16 protein-coding genes and 1 riboswitch are annotated in these 18,185 nt (G+C 47.3%); of the genes, 6 read left to right on the forward strand and 10 right to left on the reverse strand.

The window, feature by feature from the left end; translation table 11 throughout:
* The first annotated feature begins 11 nt into the window (after positions 1-11).
* The 3 genes from gshB (at position 12) to ruvX (ending at position 2,111) form a co-directional block, all read left to right on the forward strand.
* Positions 12-959: a glutathione synthase gene (gshB, locus tag OJ16_RS10380; RefSeq protein ID WP_040990117.1), complete on the forward strand. Its 948-nt coding sequence runs from the start codon at positions 12-14 to the stop codon at positions 957-959.
* Positions 960-1,018: 59 nt separating this feature from the next.
* Complete coding sequence (locus tag OJ16_RS10385) at positions 1,019-1,582, forward strand: YqgE/AlgH family protein (protein WP_040990119.1); 564 nt, start codon at positions 1,019-1,021, stop codon at positions 1,580-1,582.
* Between the two features lie 100 nt (positions 1,583-1,682).
* Positions 1,683-2,111 carry a Holliday junction resolvase RuvX gene (gene ruvX / locus OJ16_RS10390; protein ID WP_040990120.1) on the forward strand — a complete coding sequence of 143 codons (429 nt, stop codon included), beginning with the start codon at positions 1,683-1,685 and terminating at the stop codon, positions 2,109-2,111.
* 95 nt (positions 2,112-2,206) lie between these two features.
* Here the strand turns inward: ruvX and pmbA are convergent, their stop codons facing one another.
* Positions 2,207-3,550, reverse strand: coding sequence for a metalloprotease PmbA (pmbA, locus tag OJ16_RS10395; protein WP_040990121.1), 1,344 nt, complete (start codon positions 3,548-3,550; stop codon positions 2,207-2,209).
* A gap of 110 nt (positions 3,551-3,660) precedes the next feature.
* Here pmbA and yjgA point away from each other — a divergent pair, with 110 nt between their 5' ends.
* Entirely contained in the window at positions 3,661-4,194 is a 534-nt protein-coding gene (gene yjgA / locus OJ16_RS10400) for a ribosome biogenesis factor YjgA (RefSeq protein ID WP_040990122.1), read from the forward strand.
* 71 nt (positions 4,195-4,265) lie between these two features.
* On the opposite strand, the gene thiQ is transcribed toward yjgA, so the two are convergent.
* From thiQ to mpl, 5 genes are all read right to left on the reverse strand, one after another.
* Entirely contained in the window at positions 4,266-4,970 is a 705-nt protein-coding gene (thiQ, locus tag OJ16_RS10405; protein WP_040990123.1) for a thiamine ABC transporter ATP-binding protein, read from the reverse strand.
* Entirely contained in the window at positions 4,964-6,583 is a 1,620-nt protein-coding gene (gene thiP / locus OJ16_RS10410) for a thiamine/thiamine pyrophosphate ABC transporter permease ThiP (protein ID WP_082030231.1), read from the reverse strand. Before thiP ends, thiQ begins: the two co-directional genes overlap by 7 nt.
* A 9-nt stretch (positions 6,584-6,592) precedes the next feature.
* Positions 6,593-7,579 carry a thiamine ABC transporter substrate binding subunit gene (gene thiB, locus OJ16_RS10415; RefSeq protein ID WP_152613841.1) on the reverse strand — a complete coding sequence of 329 codons (987 nt, stop codon included), beginning with the start codon at positions 7,577-7,579 and terminating at the stop codon, positions 6,593-6,595.
* 93 nt (positions 7,580-7,672) lie between these two features.
* A riboswitch (TPP riboswitch) is annotated at positions 7,673-7,784 on the reverse strand.
* Positions 7,785-7,826: 42 nt separating this feature from the next.
* Entirely contained in the window at positions 7,827-8,453 is a 627-nt protein-coding gene (locus tag OJ16_RS10420) for a flavin prenyltransferase UbiX (protein ID WP_040990127.1), read from the reverse strand.
* A gap of 6 nt (positions 8,454-8,459) precedes the next feature.
* The gene (gene mpl / locus OJ16_RS10425) at positions 8,460-9,812 is read right to left on the reverse strand and encodes a UDP-N-acetylmuramate:L-alanyl-gamma-D-glutamyl-meso-diaminopimelate ligase (RefSeq protein WP_040990128.1); all 1,353 of its coding nucleotides are present in this window, start codon (positions 9,810-9,812) and stop codon (positions 8,460-8,462) included.
* Between the two features lie 326 nt (positions 9,813-10,138).
* Here mpl and fbp point away from each other — a divergent pair, with 326 nt between their 5' ends.
* Positions 10,139-11,155, forward strand: coding sequence for a class 1 fructose-bisphosphatase (gene fbp, locus OJ16_RS10430; protein ID WP_040990129.1), 1,017 nt, complete (start codon positions 10,139-10,141; stop codon positions 11,153-11,155).
* A 159-nt stretch (positions 11,156-11,314) separates the two neighbouring features.
* Positions 11,315-11,842: an inorganic diphosphatase gene (ppa, locus tag OJ16_RS10435; protein WP_040990130.1), complete on the forward strand. Its 528-nt coding sequence runs from the start codon at positions 11,315-11,317 to the stop codon at positions 11,840-11,842.
* Between the two features lie 74 nt (positions 11,843-11,916).
* Here the strand turns inward: ppa and OJ16_RS10440 are convergent, their stop codons facing one another.
* From OJ16_RS10440 to tamA, 4 genes are read right to left on the reverse strand one after another with little or no spacing between them, the layout of a single operon-like run.
* Positions 11,917-12,264, reverse strand: coding sequence for a DUF2799 domain-containing protein (locus OJ16_RS10440; RefSeq protein ID WP_040990131.1), 348 nt, complete (start codon positions 12,262-12,264; stop codon positions 11,917-11,919).
* Positions 12,265-12,289: 25 nt separating this feature from the next.
* Positions 12,290-12,643, reverse strand: coding sequence for a gamma-glutamylcyclotransferase family protein (locus OJ16_RS10445; RefSeq protein WP_040990132.1), 354 nt, complete (start codon positions 12,641-12,643; stop codon positions 12,290-12,292).
* Positions 12,644-12,653: 10 nt separating this feature from the next.
* Complete coding sequence (gene tamB, locus OJ16_RS10450; protein WP_040990133.1) at positions 12,654-16,415, reverse strand: autotransporter assembly complex protein TamB; 3,762 nt, start codon at positions 16,413-16,415, stop codon at positions 12,654-12,656.
* Positions 16,412-18,127, reverse strand: coding sequence for an autotransporter assembly complex protein TamA (gene tamA / locus OJ16_RS10455; protein ID WP_040990134.1), 1,716 nt, complete (start codon positions 18,125-18,127; stop codon positions 16,412-16,414). Before tamA ends, tamB begins: the two co-directional genes overlap by 4 nt.
* Positions 18,128-18,185 lie beyond the last annotated feature (58 nt).

Here is an 18,185-nt window from a genome sequence, read left to right on the forward strand (position 1 = left end):
CGGAGAAAAGCATGATTAAACTTGGCATCGTGATGGACCCAATTTCGTCCATCAACATCAAAAAAGACTCTAGCTTTGCCATGATGTTAGAAGCGCAACGTCGCGGCTACGAAATTCACTATATGGAAATGCAAGATCTGCATCTTGACCAAGGTGTCGCAATTGCCGATACCAAAGTGGTTGAGCTGAAAGAAGATCCAAACGGTTGGTACGAATTCAAATCAGAACAGAGCATTAAACTGGCGGATCTGGATGCGGTTCTGATGCGCAAAGATCCTCCTTTTGATACGGAATACATCTACGCGACCTACATTTTAGAGCGTGCAGAAATCGAAGGTGCACTGATCGTCAATAAGCCACAAAGCCTGCGTGACTGTAACGAAAAACTGTTTACCGCTTGGTTCCCTGAACTGACCCCAACGACTATCGTTACGCGCAAAGCGGAAAAAATTAAAGCTTTCCGCGAAGAGCATGGTGATGTGATCTTAAAACCTCTTGATGGTATGGGCGGCGCGTCTATTTTCCGCGTAAAAGAAAATGACCCAAATATCTCAGTGATCATTGAAACGCTGACTAACCACGGTCAAAACTACGCGATGGCACAAACTTTCGTGCCTGACATCAGCAATGGTGACAAGCGTATTCTTGTGGTTGATGGTGAGCCAATGCCTTACTGCCTAGCGCGTATTCCCGCTAAAGGTGAAACGCGAGGCAACCTTGCCGCTGGTGGTACAGGGGTCGCTCAACCTCTAAGCGAAACAGATAAGCAGATCGCTCTGGCCGTTGCGCCTACACTAAAAGAAAAAGGCCTGATCTTCGTGGGTCTTGATGTGATCGGCGATAAGCTGACCGAGATTAACGTCACTAGCCCAACTTGTATCCGTGAAATTGAAGCCGCTTTTGATATTTCAATCACTGGCAAGCTAATGGATGCCATTGAGCGTCGTCTAGAAAAATAATCCGAAACGAGGGCGCTTGCGCCCTCTCATCACTGGGCAACCATCAGGCGGGATTACTTATGAATTTAACTAACCACTTTTTAGTCGCCATGCCGGGCATGAAAGATCCCTACTTTAAGCGCAGCGTTATTTATGTGTGTGAGCACAACCAAGACGGCGCGATGGGGTTGATGATCAACGCGCCGATCGAAGTCACTGTCGGCAAGATGCTTGAGCAAGTTAACGCTGATCAAGTGCAACCGCTGCATAAGACTGACAACTTGGAAATGCCGGTACTCAATGGCGGCCCCGTCTCTGAAGATCGCGGCTTTATCTTGCACCAGCCGAAAGATCAGTATGAATCAAGCATTCAAATGACCGATAAGATCTCCGTGACCACCTCAAAAGACATTTTGAGCGTTCTGGGAACAGAGGCAGAACCCAATCAATACCTTGTGGCTCTAGGCTACTCTGGTTGGGAAGCCGGTCAGCTTGAAACAGAGTTAGCGGAAAATTCATGGCTCACCATCGAAGCGGATCCAACCGTCATTTTTGAAACCCCAGTGACTGAACGCTGGCAAACGGCAGTACAAATGCTTGGCATTGATGTCGCCCAACTTTCGAGTGATGTCGGACACGCCTAAAATCACTGCGTCGTACACATTGCATCGTCCACTGACGTGATCGTATGAGTGACAACCGCTCATAATGATAAAAACAACGCATTAAAAAGAACAAATTACTATGTCGAATAGAACCATTATGGCTTTTGACTTTGGCACCAAAAGTATTGGTAGCGCCATTGGTCAAGAAATTACCGGAACCGCCTCACCATTAAAGGCATTTAAAGCCAATGATGGCGTCCCAAACTGGGATGATATCGAAAAGCAGATCAAAGAATGGCAACCGAATCTGATTGTGGTCGGTTTACCGACGGATCTGCATGGTAAAGCGTTGGACGTGATCACCCCGCGAGCCAAAAAATTTGGTGGTCGTTTGCAAGGTCGTTTTGGCATTGCGGTAGAAATGCATGATGAACGTCTATCGACAAGAGAAGCTCGCGCCGATCTTTTTGCGATGGGTGGCTACAAAGCACTGACAAAAGGCAATGTCGATTGCCAATCTGCCGTCGTCATTCTCGAAAGCTGGTTTGAAGCGCAGTGGGGGGAGTGATCTCCCGTTAGTTCAAACACGATTTCAGCTATAGAAACAAAAATCCCGAGCCAATGCTCGGGATTTTTTATTGTACTTGTCTTGAAACGCCGCCGTTATTCGCCTGCGACTTTCATCGACCCAAGCAAGATCGAGCCCGTTTGGATTTGCGAGCGAGTTTCCACGTCACTACCCACTGCCACGATCTGCTGGAACATATCTTTTAAGTTACCCGCGATGGTCACTTCAGAGACTGGGTATTGGATCTCTCCATTCTCAACCCAGAAACCGGCTGCGCCGCGTGAGTAATCACCAGTCACGGTGTTCACACCCTGCCCCATCACTTCCGTCACCAAGAAGCCGGTTCCCAGCTCTCTCAGCATTTGTTGGTAATCTTGGCCAGTCGATTGAACAAACCAGTTATGAATGCCACCAGCGTGACCTGTTGGGTCCATTTTCATCTTACGCGCTGCGTAGCTCGTCAGCAGGTAAGTCGCCAATACGCCATCGGTAATGATTTCACAATCTTTGGTGAAAACCCCTTCGCTATCAAACGGGCTTGATGCCAAGCCACGCAAAATATGCGGACGCTCAGAAATATTAAACCAGCTCGGTAACACCTGTTTACCTAAGTGATCCAGTAAAAATGACGATTTACGGTAAAGGTTTCCACCACTGATCGCCATCACTAGGTGGCCAATCAAACCGGTCGCCACATCGGCGGCGAACATGACCGGGTATTTACCCGTCTTCAAACGCTGTGCATCTAAACGGCTCACCGTTTTTTCTGCTGCCATTTGGCCAACTTGTTCAGGCGTCCAAAGCTCATCTTTATGACGTGCCATGGTGTAGCTGTAATCGCGCTCCATCTCACCATTCGCGCCTTGGCCAATCACACAGCAGCTGGTGCTGTGGCGGCTGCTAGCGTAACTTGCAAGCAAACCATGGCTATTACCATACACTTTCACGCCATAGTGACTGTCGTAGCTGGCGCCATCACTTTGTTTGATTTTTTTGCTGTATTCAAGCGCGCGCTGCTCCGCGGCAATCGCCACTTTCGCCGCATAATCAGGGTCCGGCGTATCCGGATGGAAAAGATCCAAATCAGGGATCTCTTGCACCATAAATTCTTTCGGCGCAGGGCCTGCAAATGGGTCTTCAGAAGTGTATTGAGCGATGTCTAGCGCTGCCAATACGGTTTGCTGAATCGCCTTCTCACTCAAATCTGACGTAGAGGCGCTACCCTTGCGTTGACCACGGTAAACCGTGATACCTAAGGCACCATCACTGTTAAATTCGACGTTTTCCACCTCACACATGCGAGTTGATACGCTTAATCCAGTCGATTTAGAAATCGCCACTTCTGCGGCATCAGCCTTAACCGCAGCCATCTCTAACGCTTTAGCGACGGCGGCTTCAAGCTCAACACGCTGCTGAGCGACTTGCTCTCTTACGTCCATATTTTATCTACATTTTCATGAGTATTGCTTCTAGGATAACAAGAATTTCGCATTCTCCCCAAGATTCTTGTTAAAATAGGAGAAGAGATAGTCAAATAAAGGCAAAAGAGATGGCTCGTAAGAATCAAAAAGCGCCATGGGAACCGGAAGAAGAGATCATCTGGGTTAGTAAATCCGAGATGAAACGCGATATGGATATATTGCAAAAACTAGGTGTAGAGTTAGTCGAACTCAGTTCGTCTACTCTTAAAAAAATGCCGCTAAGTGAAGATCTTCTTGATGCAGTGAAAGATGCACAACGCTTCAAAAACGAAGCGCGTCGTCGCCAACTGCAACGCATCGGTAAATTGATGCAATACGAAGATGCTGATCAAATCCAAGCAGCACTAGATAAAGTTCGTAACAAGCACGCACAGAACACTGTGATGCTGCAAAAACTTGAGCTTCTACGCGATCGCGTTGTGGCTGAAGGTGATGCTGCGATTGAAGCGGTAATGACAATGTACCCAGAGGGTGATCGTCAGCGCTTACGTCAACTTGCTCGTCAAGCAGCAAAAGAAAAACAAGCGAATAAGCCACCACGCGCTTATCGCGAAATTTTCCAAGTAATTAGAGCATTACACGAAGCGCAAACTAAAGCGTAATCGTTGTGAGTCTAATGAAAAAGGTTGCCCTTATCGGCAACCTTTTTTGTTTTTGTCGAATCAACAATCCATTAATGACCCGCTTTAACAAACGCCGCTAAATCGCGATGAGAATGTTCAGCCGATAACATATCAATCGAATCCGACACCACGACTTGGCCATTGGCGACAAAGGCAAACTGGCTCGCAATCGCACGCGCATCACTGATATGGTGCGTCACCATTACCACCGTCAATTGGCGCTCTTTGGCTAAACGCTTAACAAGCACCAACATCTCTTCACGCAGCAAAGGATCTAACGCGGAAAAAGGCTCATCCAATAACCAAATTTGATGCGGCTGAACAAAACAACGCGCTAACGCAACACGCTGTCGTTGCCCACCAGAAAGCTGCTCTGGCAAACGGTCTAGATAATCGCTCACCCCAACTTGCTGCGCAGCGTCAATGACATGTTGCTTTTGGTCTACCGTAAGCTTTAACCCCGGATGCAACCCTAAGCCAATGTTTTCACGTACCGTCAAATGCGCAAATAAGTTGTGCTCTTGAAACAACATCGCCACAGGGCGTTGATGTGGCGCCTTGCCGATCAGCGATTGCCCTGCGACTAAAATATCCCCTGAGCGAGGTTCAATAAAACCCGCCATCAAAGCCAGCAACGTTGATTTTCCCGCTCCGCTCGGCCCCATGAGTGCAAGAATGTCACCTTTCGCAATCTCTAATGAAAAATCAAACGCTTCGCGATGATAGGTGTAGAGCACATGCTTAACGCTTAACATAAATCACCCTTATCTTTACCTGTCTCTATCGTGGTTTGGTTCACTTTGAATAGTTTTTCAATCACGCTAAAACACCCTAGACTGAGCAGTAATAACGTCAATGAGACCACCGCCGCCGCGTCCATTTGGTAGCTGCCTAAGAGCTGGAACAGATATAACGGCAGTGTACTAAAATCCCCGCCGCCAAATAACGCAACCGCGCTTAAATCGCCCATCGCCAGCATAAAGCTCAAAGCAAAAGCGTGCGCCATCGGTTTCTTCAATCCGCGCCACTCCACCACTTTAAAACGTTGCCAGCCTCGTAACCCTAAACTGGTCGTCAAATATTGGTAATGCTGTTCGATTTGTAACATGGGCTGCGATAACGTTTTAACCACGTAAGGAAGCCCCATCAAGGCGTTCACCGCGACCACAATAAAAAAAGCCAAACTGAACACATCGGCAATATTACGCAGCAATAAAAACAAGCCTGTCGAAATAACCAACCCTGGCGTGACGAGGATAATCGTGCCAATTAACTCAATCTGATCCGCTTGATGATTTTTTTGATTCAAGCGCAAACGGCGACTGGTTGTTAAAATCGCAATGCCCGCCGCCAGAGCGAACACACTGGCCACGATGGCCACTTGCAATGACGCAATCAACGCTTGCCAAAAACGTGCGTCTTGTAATACGTCAATAACATGAGAATTGAGACCACTTAGCACCACCATCGCTAATGGGGGCAAGACGAGCAGCGCAGCGAAACCAATCCAGCAAGCATCCCAGGTGCGTGATAGCCGCCCATCATTGACTAAATAGTGCTGCTGCGCCGTTGAGCCAACCGTCACGGCCAATGGCTTGGCTAAACGTTGAATTGATAGCGCAAGCACGCCACACAGTACCATTTGCCATATCGCCAGTAACGCCCCAGCTTGCGGATCAAAATCAAATTTGATCGCTTGGTAGATCGCCAATTCAATCGTGGTTGATTTTGGCCCCCCTCCCAGTGCCATCACGGTGGCAAAACTGGTAAAGCACAGCATGAAGACCAAGCCTGAAACGTGGGGTAGTTGCTGCCTTAATCGCGGCCACTCAACCCATTTAAATTTCTGCCATTGGCTCATACCTAAATGGGCGCACAGTTTGTGCTGCTCTTGAGGAATGGTATCCAACGCTTGCAGTAATAAGCGGGCGGCATAAGGCAGATTAAAAAACACATGCGCGAGCAAAATACCATTCAGACCATAGATGGAAAATGGCAATGCGCGATCAAATGCCGCCAAACCATCAGCAATAAGCCCTGAGTTTCCATAAATCGCTAATAAGCCAAAAACGCCCACCAGCACAGGCAGAACCAAGGTTGAGCTAAACAGCTTAAGCAAGAGCGCCTTGCCTTTAAAAGTGCGCTTCGAGAGCGCATGTGCTACCGGCAGTGCTAATCCAACACTGAGCAGCGTAGAAAGAAAGGACTGATAAAAACTAAATTCCGTCACATGACGATAATAAGGATCATGCCATACTTGAAGTAGATTGAGTGAAGGCGCGGCATAGAATAAGGCCGCAAGTGCTGAAAAGACAAAGGTCGCGATAAACATCGCGACCCACAGTCCTAATTTAGGAATACGATTCAAGTGCAAACCTTAACGTGTTAAAGCGCTTTGCCATTCACGAATCCATGCTTTGCGTTGCGCAGCTATCTCATCGGCACTGAAGCTCAACGCTTTACTTGGCACCGTCAGCGTTTCAAAACCTTTTGGTTGTTCAACATTCGTGACTGGGTACATCCAGTTACCCGTTGGCATCGCCGATTGGAATTCATCACTTAAGATAAATTGCATAAATTGATCCGCCAGCGCTTCGTTTTTGCTGCCTTTGACTTTCGCAGCCACTTCCACTTGGGTGTAGTGACCCTCACTAAAATCTGCCGCAACGTATTTCAGATTATTGTCAGCAATGATGTGGTAAGCCGGAGAAGTGGTGTACGACAATACCATGTCGGACTCCCCCTCAAGGAACATTGAATACGCCTCAGACCACCCTTTTGTCACTGTCACCGTCTTACTTGCCAGTTTTTGCCATGCTGCCGCCACGTCATCACCATAAACGGACTTCATCCATAACATCAGACCTTGGCCCGGTGTGGAAGTGCGAGGATCTTGATAGATGATCTTCAAATCATCACGCAGCTCGACCAGCTCTTTTAAACTTTTCGGCGGGTTGGCCAGTGTCTCTTTGTTGTACACAAACGCGAAGTAGCCGTAATCGTATGGCACAAACGTGCGATCTTGCCAGCCACCCGGAATGGTCACACTTGAAGTATCAACGCTGTGCTCAGTCAGCAGGCCCGTCTTCTTCGCTTCTGCCATCAGATTGTTGTCTAAGCCCAGAACGATATCCGCTTTGCTGTTGCCGTTTTCAAGGCGCAGACGGTTGAGAATTGAAACACCATCATCGAGCGCGACAAAGTTAACATCACAACCCCCGCATTGCGCTTCAAAGGCTTTTTCAACCGTTGGACCTGGTCCCCAATCGGCCGCAAAAGAATCGTAGGTATAAACGGTTAGGGTGTTGTCTGCGGCAACCGCAGAAAAAGACGCGCAAGCGATCGCTAGCGTGCTAAAGGTCATCTTTAAGGGGGTGGATAAGGTAGTTTTCACTGTTCGCTCTCTCCGAGTTGAGCGGCACAGGTTTGAGGTCGGCGTTTAATTATTGAACATAACCAAATGACCAGACTCAATTCCTACGCCAGCATTATCTGGTTCAGGTACACGGGTCCCGGCCATTAACCGATCTCAGCCAGCGCATCACAGCATGGCTCCCCGTTGAGTATTGATGAGATTGTAATCATTCTGCCAATCTATGGCTAGTGAGATATTATCCCCTGTGATCGTATCCCCAGCGTGGTACTAACCCCTGCTCAACGCCCAGATGGTCGAGAATTCTCGCCACCATAAAATCGATCAAATCTTCGATCGTTTGCGGCTGATGATAAAAACCAGGAGCCGCAGGCATAATCGTTACGCCCATTTGTGACAACTTGAGCATGTTCTCTAGATGCAAGGTTGAAAATGGCGTTTCACGCACCACCAGCACCAACTGGCCACGCTCTTTCATTACCACGTCGGCGGCACGCTCAATTAAATTGTCCGACATGCCATGAGCAATCGCCGCGACGCTACCCGCCGAACATGGGCACACCACCATCTGTTTTGGCGCCGCAGAGCCTGAAGCTACTGGCGAGAACCAATCGTCTTTACCGCACACGATCAATTTATCGGCATCGCAATGCAGATGTTCAACGAGCGCTTTATGCGCCGCGTCTGGGCCACTCGGCAATTTCAGGCCATGTTCGGTGGCTAATACCACTCGCGCGGCAGACGATATCAATAAATAAACCTGATAATCCGCCGCCAACAAACAGTCGAGTAGGCGCAATCCGTAAGGCGCGCCCGATGCTCCGGTAAAGGCTAAGGTAATCGCTTTATTACTTGGTTTTATCATCTGTCTCTAACCTGTCAGTTTTTCGAGCAACTTACCATGAATGCCTTCAAACCCGCCGTTGCTCATTACGAGAATATGGTCGCCCGGCACCGCGGTTGCCACAATCGCGTCGACCAATTGATCAATATCCGCACTGCTATAAGCCGGTTGAGAACACTGCTGAGCAACCTCTTCGACCGACCATTCAATACCCTCGGGCTGATAGAGAAAAACCTCATCCGCGTGGTGCAGTGACGCGGCTAATGTTTCTTTATGTACCCCGCGCTTCATGGTGGCAGACCGCGGTTCTAATACCGCAATGATCTTATCACTGCCGACCTTGTTACGCAGGCCACCCATCGTCAGTTCAATCGCGGTTGGGTGGTGAGCGAAGTCATCATAGACCGTCACTCCATTAATGTTGCCTTTCAGTTCAAGGCGACGCTTGGTATTAATAAACTTTGCTAACGCTTCACAAGCCAAGTCTGCCGTCACACCCACATGGCGCGCAGCGGCGATCGCCATTAAAGCGTTATCGACATTATGATCACCAACCAGATCCCATTTCACGGTGCCTTTAATTTCACCATCAAGTAGAACATGGAACTGAGATCCATCGTTCACGATCTTTTCAGCTCGCCAATCTCCTTGCTCACCCGTGAACTCAGTTTCACTCCAGCAACCGCGGCGTAGCACGTCAGCCAGTTCGAGATCGGCTTTCGGAGCAAAAATACGGCCATTGCCTGGAACCGTGCGCACTAAATGATGAAATTGACGTTTGATCGCTTCAAGATCATCAAAGATATCCGCATGATCGAACTCTAAGTTGTTCATAACTAAGGTACGTGGATGGTAATGGACGAACTTTGAACGCTTATCGAAAAAAGCACTGTCGTATTCATCCGCTTCCACGACAAAAAACATGCTTTCGCCTAAACGAGCCGAAATACCGAAGTTACCCAATACCCCCCCAACTAAAAACCCAGGTTGGTAACCACAATCTTCTAAGATCCATGAGAGCATGCTGGAAGTGGTTGTTTTTCCATGTGTACCTGAAACGGCAAGAACCCAACGATCGTGCAATAAAAACTCTTGTAACCACTGCGGGCCAGAGGTGTAGCGTAGGTTGTTGTTTAAAACATATTCAACGCAAGGGTTACCACGGCTCATGGCATTACCGATCACCACAAGATCCGGTGCTGGATTCAATTGGGATGGATCGAATCCCTCAATTATATCAATACCTTGAGACTCAAGCATGGTGCTCATTGGTGGATAAACATTGGCATCACTACCTGTTACTTTGTGGCCTAATTGGCGTGCTAATGTCGCCGCGCCACCCATAAAAGTGCCGCAGATTCCCAAGATATGAATGTGCATAAATGAACCCTTGTCCTACGCTAAAAATACCGCTTCATTATGGCGATAAAGCCATTAAAAGCGAACCGTTTTGATCACGCTATTATCACACTCATCGGTGACTCAATCAGCAATCCACCATTTTTTCCGTGGTAATCAGCCTACCCCTAATCATCTAAATAAATTGAGAACTCAAGCAGTTACTTTAGTACCCATAAAAAGATCTACGTTTTACACTTACGGTGCGTCGTTTTTAATCGCGACACCTTTAAGAGAAAACACGCACGATCAGCGATCGCTGACCATTATTGCTTGCCCAAATTTTAGCTGACTAAAAAGGAAATTATATGTCTGGTATGCGCACCCTAGGTGAGTTCATCGTCGAGAAACAAGCGGACTTCCCTCACGCTAGCGGTGATCTTTCATCACTGCTCTCTTCGATTCGTTTAGCGGCGAAGATCGTTAACCGAGAAATCAATAAAGCAGGGTTAGTCGATATTACAGGCGCAGTCGGCACCGATAATGTGCAGGGTGAAGCACAGCAGAAACTGGATGTTTATGCCAACGACAAATTCAAAGCGGCATTAGAAGCGCGAGATCAGGTCTGTGGGGTGGCAAGTGAAGAAGAAGATCAAGCCGTCGCCTTCAATAAAGAGCTCAATAAAAATGCCAAATATGTAGTGTTAATGGATCCTTTAGATGGCTCATCCAACATTGATGTGAATGTCTCAGTCGGTACGATCTTTTCCATTTATCGCCGAGTTTCTCCTATTGGCACCCCAGCAACCGAAGAAGACTTTTTGCAACCTGGCCACAAACAAGTCGCCGCCGGTTATGTCATTTACGGTTCATCCACCATGCTGGTGTACACAACTGGCCACGGGGTGAACGGCTTCACTTACGATCCCTCTCTCGGCACATTCTGCCTTTCGCATGAAAACATGATTGTCCCGCAAGATGGTCAAATTTATTCGATCAACGAAGGCAATTACTTCCGCTTCCCGATGGGGGTAAAAAAATACATCAAGTACTGCCAAGAAAATGATGAGCAAACGCATCGCCCTTATACTTCGCGTTATATCGGTTCGTTAGTCTCCGATTTTCACCGCAATCTATTGAAAGGCGGCATCTACCTATACCCAAGCACACAAAGCCACCCACAAGGCAAACTACGCCTATTGTACGAGTGCAATCCAATGGCTTTTATCATTGAGCAAGCTGGAGGAACGGCATCAGATGGCGTGAACCGAATTATGGATCTCAAGCCGACCGAACTGCATCAACGTGTTCCTTTCTTTGTTGGGTCGAAAAACATGGTCGACCAACTCGAAAGCTTCATGGAACGCTATCGAACGGAAGATTAACTCATTATTAAAAGCGCCTTTAGGCGCTTTTTTTACTTTGAATGATGAATGCACAGCAACATTTTGTTTACATTACAACCAATTTACCTTTAATGTAATAGATGAAATTTCAACCACGACACGGTTTCAACATAAAAACACTCAGTAAGGATATCGCTCATGAGTTTGAATGATGTGCCCGCAGGAAAATCATTACCTGATGATCTTTATGTCATCATTGAAATACCCGCTAACGCAGACCCTATCAAATATGAAGTCGACAAGGATTCTGGCGCCGTTTTTGTCGATCGTTTTATGTCAGCCCCGATGTTTTACCCATGTAACTACGGCTACGTAAACCACACCCTATCACTTGATGGTGATCCGGTTGATGTTCTCATTCCTACGCCGCACCCTTTGATGCCCGGCTCAGTCATTCGCTGCCGCCCTGTCGGCGTGTTAAAGATGACGGACGAATCCGGTGAAGACGCCAAAATTTTTGCCGTTCCGCACAGTAAGCTGTCAAAAGAATACGATCATATTCAAGATGTTGATGATATTCCGGAGCTGCTCAAGGCACAGATTACGCACTTTTTTGAACGCTACAAAGAGCTGGAATCTGGCAAGTGGGTCAAAATAGAAGGCTGGGAAGATGCAGCAGCGGCACGACAAGAAATTATAGAATCTTATCAGCGCGCTCAAAAGTAGTTTGGCGCTCTAAATGAAGCCATTAAATAAGCCAGCTTTGCGCTGGCTTATTGCAATCATGTCAAATTGAAACGCTACCAAGAATCGGACATTGCGTTGTCGTAATCGCTACGAAAGAAGGGATTCACATCGTCACAAATGCCCTGATATGGCAGACCTGACTTAGCCGCCATATACGCACTTTGCCCGCAATACAATTCCTTACCTACCGCGTATCCGGCTTGATACGCTTGATAAAGCTCAGCGGTAAAAGGACCCGACTGATCCAACTCTGAAAGTTTTTGCTCTGAACGCATTCTATTACCAGCTAAAGCTTGCTGCTGACCGTAGTCTTGCCAAGCCTCTTCGGTGTTAGCTATCGTAATGGGTTGAGCTGCACAACCAACAAGAACCAAACACAACAGCATAAACATCCACTTCATATTGCCTCTCCTTAAAATCATAACATCACCTTTTGTTGCGCTGATTCCAATCACCTGATGAAAGGATCACATCCAAACGAGCAGCATCCTGATAGAGGTAGATCCACGCGCGGCCAAATGGCGTCTCTAGTTGTTCTCGGCGATATTCAATAGGCACATCTTCTAAACGATCAAGCTGGACTAACGTCGCATCATCAACAAGATAAAGCTCACCAAAAACCACATCCGAACCTTTTACTACGGCAGGATAAGCACCCAGATCATAAAGCGTGTATTCAGGTTGCGTTTTATACATACCGAGAAACTCAGCCCCCGCTAAAAAATGATGATTACTTTGATTTTCACGTAACGTGCCATAGACAAAGATTAGATGCTGCATCAGATTTCTGTTAATTAAATTCAAATTGATAAAGGATATCGACAGCGCTATCGAGCCCAGAGACGACCTCAAGATAAAGATCTTTCATCAAACGATAGCGGACGGTAAATTCGCCGACAGAGTCAAAAATACCGACGCCGTATTTAACCTGTAAACCAGGCAACACATAGCCGCTGACGGTCACTTGAGAATCGTCCCCTGAACCTGCTGTATCTAGCTGTAAATCTTGCACGCCAAATGCTTGGCCAATTTCGCCGACCACTTTGCCGCTTTTCGCTAAGCTAAGGCCAATCAGGGTCGTTGTCATCGCATTGCCACCCGATTCACCATCAATATCTTGGCCCCTTAAGAGGTACGATAAAGCATTCGCTTGTGGCATGGCAGGATCAGAAAAAATCGTCAATTGAGGTTCATCAGCCGGCCCAACCACTTTCACCCCCGCCGTTACATCATCTTGCGTATTATCAGGATTTCGAATCGCCGTAATTTGTACATAAGGTTGATCAACGGGGCCGTTCATTAAAATCTTCCCTTCTTCAATCAGAAGATCTTGGCCAAACGACTGATACGAACCGTCGACAATATTGACCTCTCCCGTCACAAATGGGCCTTTGTTTTTTTGCGCGACTTTCAAATTACCGACCAAGCCCCCTTTGAGGCCAAAAGCAGACAATTTGAAGTCATCACCAATCTTAATATTGATGTTCGTTTCTACTTCAAACGGAATCGCCGAACTCTCTTCAATCGGTTTGCCTTGCGCATCAACCAACACGAGATCTTTGGAAACGCTCACGGCACTCGCCGGTAATTCGTCAATAATGATTCTTCCCCAAGGCAGCGCAATATTGCCATCAATACCGACGTGTTTTGGGGATGCCGAGATAGTCATATCTGGGGTCACTTTGACCTTAACCATCGGCGGCACGTCAACTTTCAATTCATTCGCATGCACACGTAAATGGGTACGCCAATCTTGCAAATCTCGCCAATTCGCATCACCGTTCGCATTCAATTGACCATCAGGGGTTTGAATCTCTGCGTTTAGAACCGCGTCATAGCCATTAAAATCAATTGTTAATCGACCTGAATTGACATCAACGGGGGAGACTTCGCCATGAAGCATCATATCATCGACCACGAATTGCCCCTTCACTCGAGGATGGAGCAATGGCCCTGAAAAAGTAACATCCGTCTCAATATTCGATTTTATCTGGCTATACTCTCCAACCAGCACGTTCAAGAAATCCAGATTAAAGGTACTCAGCGCGAGGCGCCCTTCGATTTGTTTCTCTTGTGTCGTGAGGTCGGGAATCATCACCTGACCACTAATATCACCATTGTCTTTCACATCAAACAGCCAGTCCGCCTTCAACTGGTTGTTACTGACATCAGCATGAATATTGACCTTATTCCAGCCGAACACGAGGGGCTTATCAAACTCTTGTTTGATTTGGCCTTGCGGCATATTCAACGACGCTTTCAGTTCAGGATCGCTTTGTGGAGACCACTTAGCCCAAACATTGCCCTCAACCGATCCACTCAGTTCTGTTTTCTCTGGCATAAACATCGCGAGTTGCGAAAAATCGAACTGCTTAATTGACAGTGATGCCTCTCCGCTTTCACCCACTTGAATGTCTTTATCAAGGCACACCGAGCTGTTATTTTGCTGCCAACAATGCGCCCCAACGGCCGCCATCTTACTTTCAAAATCAAACGTTACCGCCGTCGCCTGATTCAGTCGCCACTCCCCTTGTGGTGAACGAATCATCATACGACCCAGTTGCCCTTGCCACACAAGATTCGGTTTATCCGTCAAATTGCCACTGATCGCGAGGCGAGTGGAAGCCACATCGGAATTCACCTCTAAGCTCAATTCATGAGCGTCTTGATTACCACCAATCGTCAAGGCAACATCATCAATGACATTATCCTGATATTTGATGTGTTCTACATTCAGGCTCACTTTGCCATGAGGTAAAGGCAGTGGAATGACATTCCCTTGTAAGCGAGCACTTTTCACTTCCGCCTCCCCGCGCCAATCAATGTTATTGACCGCAAGATTCACGCCAACTTCAGGCTCACTCAGCTTACCGCGCAAGCTTAAATCCCCCAGCGCACTGCCTTTCAACTCAGGCACAGATTTGGCGATTTCTGGAAGATTGAGCTTCACTTCCATATTCCACTGCTGTTCGAGTTTGCCCTTCGCTTCAATTTGGTTTGGTCCATGAGAGAGCACCAATGTTGGCGTTTCGAGATAAATCTCTCCCAGACCTTTTTTGTCTGATGCTGTTAGTGAACCCACCACATTAAGTGGGTATTGACGCAACACGCCGTCAATATCGAGCATAGGCAGATTCACTTGCCAGCCCCCTTGCTTTGTTAAGGAGCCGTCGGTTTTTAACGCACCGCTAAGATTGCCTTCCGCTTCCGCCCATTGCAGGCCAGGTTGAATATTGGCAAGCGTCAGGTCTGCCGCCCAATTAATAGGGGCTTGCCAATTGGCCATCGCCGACCCTTTAATCTCACCACCCAGCGTTTTTACATCTAAGTCCGACAAATGAATTTCGGATAAATCGCCTTTACCGGCTAACGTCAAAGCGACGTCTGGAATCGCCAGACCTTTGGCGTCAGCATCAAGATCCAATTGATAGCCGTTCAACGATCCTTTGGCATTGAACTGCGCGATCTTGCCTTGGTAGTCAGCTTTGCCTGTCAGTGGCCATTGTACCTGGCCATTACTCAGGGCAATCTTAAACGGTAAATTAGGATCAAGCGGCTCAAGATCCGCTTTGATATCGGCCTGAATTAATCGACGTAATTGGGCATCTAATTTGAGTTTTTCAACACTGCCACTCGCTTTCAAAGCGAGTTTTTGCCCATTGACCGGATCCATTTTCACCAAAGCATTAAGGCTAACATCCAACGGATAGCCTTTCGCTAACGTGACTTCACCGCTCAGATCGGCTTTGACTTGCGGCATATCCACATTCAGATAGCTCACTTTCACGGTCGATTGGCTCGCTAACGCTTTCAAACTCAGCTGATCCACAATCACAGGTTCCGCTTGTTCAAGTTTAAAGTCGCTAATATCAAGCTGAGTGAGGTCAATCGATAAAGGCAGCACTACATCCGGTAATACTATCGCTTTGGGTTGGCTGGTCGTGGTCGCTGTTGACGGCTTGTCGGTTTCATTCGTGGCACTCGGAGCGAGCTTGACAACCCCGCCATCAAAAAGCGTTTTATTAATCGTTAAGCGATTGCCTTGAAAACTAAACCCGGTGGCAAAGGTATTCCAACGTACTTGATTGCCTAAAACATCAAGATCGACATCTTGCAATAAAATGCGACCGACACGGATTGGCAAAGGAGAAGTAATAGGCGAGTTCGTTGAGGTTTCTGTTTCAGAAGCAGGCTCAGATGCTGGTAACTGAGGCAAACTCAATTGCACACCTTGCGCACTAAGATCATCAACACAGACACTTGGCTCGGTAAAACAGGCCGGTTTTATGGCTAAGGTTAATGATTTTATTTGAGCATCGACCTGGAGATCTTCATCTTTGAAGGTCACATCCTTTAAGGTAAAGCGCGGGAAAATCGCCCCTTGATGATCGCCAATCGTTAATTGTGGAACAAAACGATCAGCCCCCCACACCACCAAACTCAAACCTGGCTTGGAAAACAACAGGACGGCCAGTGTCAGCAATAGCAGCAACACCACACCAACCACCATCAAAGAAAGCCATTTTGACCACTTTAATACCACTTTGGTCATAACTCAGGCCCTAGAGTAAAATGTATTTTGAATTCATCACCTGGGTTCGCATCGAGCCCCCAAGCAAAATCTAATCTCACCGGTCCAACAGGCGATTCCCAACGGATTCCCACACCCGTGCCTCGTTTAAATTCCGGCTTGTCATTAAAGGCATCACCATAATCATAGAACATGGCTCCCCACCAGTTACCCACGACGCGATATTGATACTCCAACGATGTCGTCGCGATATATTTGGCACCGGTCAGTGCGCCGCTTGAATCCCGAGGAGAGATCGATTCATAGCCATAACCTCGTAAGTTATTGTCGCCGCCGGCAAAGAAACGCAATGATGGGGATAATTTGTCAAATTCATTCGTGATGTTTGCTCCGCCGTCAATACGGAAAAGACCACGGTGGTTATCGCCTAAGCTACGAATCCAAGTGGTCCCCGCCAGAACGCGAAGCACTTGAGTTTCAGACATTGCTTTTGGATCGCCATATTCAAACGTTACCGCCTGCCTGTCACCCCACATTGGCATCGCCCCGCCACGTGAACGAGTGCGAGAAAACGAAATACCCGGGAGCAAGAATTGCGCGTTATCATCTTGAACACCCTGCTCATAGTTCTCCAACAGATAACGGATGAAGACGGTGCGATGCCAACCATTATCAAGCGTCCAGTGACGCTCTAGCGCCAAGTTGGATTCCAAACTTTTGGTGTCGCGGTTATCGACTTTTTTCATGCCGTATTGGATACGATAGTATTCATTAAGGACATCGTCGAGAGGGATACGATAACCTGCCGTAATCGTCTGCTCCGGTTTTGACAAAGAGAAGCTACTATCAAAACTGTGGCCAAGCGAATTCACCCAAGGCTTTTTCCATTTGAGTGAGCCACGAACGCCCACATCGGTCGAATAGCCAAGACCCGTTTCGAGCTGATTTTTAGCTTGTGGTGCCAAAGACACTTTGACCGGAAGTTCACGACCTTCGCCGAGATAACTTAAATCTGGCTCCACAAATACCGAAGAAAACCAGTCTGTATTCGATAAGTTTTGGTTATACACCCCAATGTCGGACACGAGGTAAGGATCACCCTTTTCATAAGGTTCGAGGGAATGTACGCGATCTTCTTCGATCTGACTGCCGGTGATGGTGGTTTCACCAAAGTGATAGCGAATACCACTATCGAAATGAAGATGGATATAGGCTTGGTTTCGTTCCGGTGAGACTTCCAAGCGGCTGTCCGTGAAGTCTCCTTCAAAATAGCCCTTTTGCAACGCGAGGTTACGAATGCCTGATTTCAATGCATCGTACTTGCCTTGATTGAGTCGCTTGCCGATCTTTAAGCCGCTAAGCCTAACCAGAGCCGCAAAGTCTTTGTCTTGTTTCGCTTCACCTTCAAATTGAATATCCAACTGTTCAATTAATACCGGCTTACCTGGCGTCACATCGACGATCAACGTATCGCCATCTTTTGACACGCTAAAATCAAAAGTGGGATGGTAGTAGCCCAGCGCATTAAGCGCTTCGGTGATATTGCTTTCTAAGCGCGCTTGGAAGCGCAGTGACGTGTCATAGTCTTTTTCAGGAATGGCGGTCAAATAGACATCGACATTACTTTTCAATGACCCCTTTAAGCCCTTAATAGATAAATCCATATCATTCGCCACCACGTAGCGAGGCAGACATAGTGCAGTAATAAAAATGATAATCGACTTTTTAAACATGGACTTCAAAGGTTACTAATTCGTATTGTTTATATTAAATAATAACGTCAGTTATTGA

The sequence above is a fragment of the Vibrio renipiscarius genome, from assembly GCF_000827885.1.
Lineage (GTDB): Bacteria > Pseudomonadota > Gammaproteobacteria > Enterobacterales > Vibrionaceae > Vibrio > Vibrio renipiscarius.

What these genes read in the sequence shown, in the direction of transcription:
- pmbA (WP_040990121.1), bottom strand. Translation starts at nt 3,550, where the DNA reads ATGGACGTAAGAGAGCAAGTCGCTCAGCAGCGTGTTGAGCTTGAAGCC.
- thiQ (WP_040990123.1), bottom strand. Translation starts at nt 4,970, where the DNA reads ATGTTAAGCGTTAAGCATGTGCTCTACACCTATCATCGCGAAGCGTTT.
- ruvX (WP_040990120.1), top strand. Translation starts at nt 1,683, where the DNA reads ATGTCGAATAGAACCATTATGGCTTTTGACTTTGGCACCAAAAGTATT.
- mpl (WP_040990128.1), bottom strand. Translation starts at nt 9,812, where the DNA reads ATGCACATTCATATCTTGGGAATCTGCGGCACTTTTATGGGTGGCGCG.
- yjgA (WP_040990122.1), top strand. Translation starts at nt 3,661, where the DNA reads ATGGCTCGTAAGAATCAAAAAGCGCCATGGGAACCGGAAGAAGAGATC.
- OJ16_RS10440 (WP_040990131.1), bottom strand. Translation starts at nt 12,264, where the DNA reads ATGAAGTGGATGTTTATGCTGTTGTGTTTGGTTCTTGTTGGTTGTGCA.
- gshB (WP_040990117.1), top strand. Translation starts at nt 12, where the DNA reads ATGATTAAACTTGGCATCGTGATGGACCCAATTTCGTCCATCAACATC.
- OJ16_RS10385 (WP_040990119.1), top strand. Translation starts at nt 1,019, where the DNA reads ATGAATTTAACTAACCACTTTTTAGTCGCCATGCCGGGCATGAAAGAT.
- fbp (WP_040990129.1), top strand. Translation starts at nt 10,139, where the DNA reads ATGTCTGGTATGCGCACCCTAGGTGAGTTCATCGTCGAGAAACAAGCG.
- tamA (WP_040990134.1), bottom strand. Translation starts at nt 18,127, where the DNA reads ATGTTTAAAAAGTCGATTATCATTTTTATTACTGCACTATGTCTGCCT.
- ppa (WP_040990130.1), top strand. Translation starts at nt 11,315, where the DNA reads ATGAGTTTGAATGATGTGCCCGCAGGAAAATCATTACCTGATGATCTT.
- tamB (WP_040990133.1), bottom strand. Translation starts at nt 16,415, where the DNA reads ATGACCAAAGTGGTATTAAAGTGGTCAAAATGGCTTTCTTTGATGGTG.
- OJ16_RS10445 (WP_040990132.1), bottom strand. Translation starts at nt 12,643, where the DNA reads ATGCAGCATCTAATCTTTGTCTATGGCACGTTACGTGAAAATCAAAGT.
- thiB (WP_152613841.1), bottom strand. Translation starts at nt 7,579, where the DNA reads ATGACCTTTAGCACGCTAGCGATCGCTTGCGCGTCTTTTTCTGCGGTT.
- OJ16_RS10420 (WP_040990127.1), bottom strand. Translation starts at nt 8,453, where the DNA reads ATGATAAAACCAAGTAATAAAGCGATTACCTTAGCCTTTACCGGAGCA.